Origin of the sequence: Altererythrobacter sp. (assembly GCF_050299635.1) — a bacterium.
Lineage (GTDB): Bacteria > Pseudomonadota > Alphaproteobacteria > Sphingomonadales > Sphingomonadaceae > Erythrobacter.
The window spans coordinates 1-627 of the sequence record NZ_JBNKWF010000074.1; the positions used below are offsets into that span (position 1 = coordinate 1).

Here is a 627-nt window from a genome sequence, read left to right on the forward strand (position 1 = left end):
GTCGAACTCGAACACTACGGCATGCCGTTCGACCGCACCGACGACGGCAAGATCTACCAGCGCCCGTTCGGCGGTCATTCGATGAACTATGGCCAGGCGCCCGTGATGCGCTCCTGCGCCGCCGCCGACCGCACCGGCCACGCGATGCTGCACGCGCTCTACCAGCGCAACGTGTGCGCCAACACCCAGTTCTTCGTCGAGTGGATGGCGCTGGACCTGATCAGGAACAGCGACGGCGACGTGCTCGGCGTCATCGCACTGGAAATGGAGACCGGTGAGGTCTCGATCTTCCACGCCAAGGCGACGGTCTTCGCCACCGGCGGTTCGGGCCGTATCTACTACAGCTCGACCAACGCCTTCATCAACACCGGTGACGGCCTGGGCATGGCTGCCCGCGCTGGTATTGCGCTGCAGGACATGGAGTTCTGGCAATTCCACCCCACTGGCGTGGCCGGTGCTGGCGTGCTGCTGACCGAAGGCTGCCGTGGCGAAGGCGCCATTCTTCTCAACAGCGAAGGCGAGCGCTTCATGGAGCGCTACGCACCAACGCTGAAGGATCTGGCACCGCGTGACTTCGTCTCCCGCTGCATGGGCCAGGAAATTCTGGAAGGCCGTGGTTGCGGTCCC

The 627-nt window shown here is 64.4% G+C and carries 1 protein-coding gene; it reads left to right on the forward strand.

Features of this window, described 5'->3' with window-relative positions:
• A partial coding sequence (locus ACQY6C_RS14890; RefSeq protein ID WP_427970070.1) for an FAD-binding protein occupies positions 1-627 on the forward strand: 627 nt, incomplete at both ends.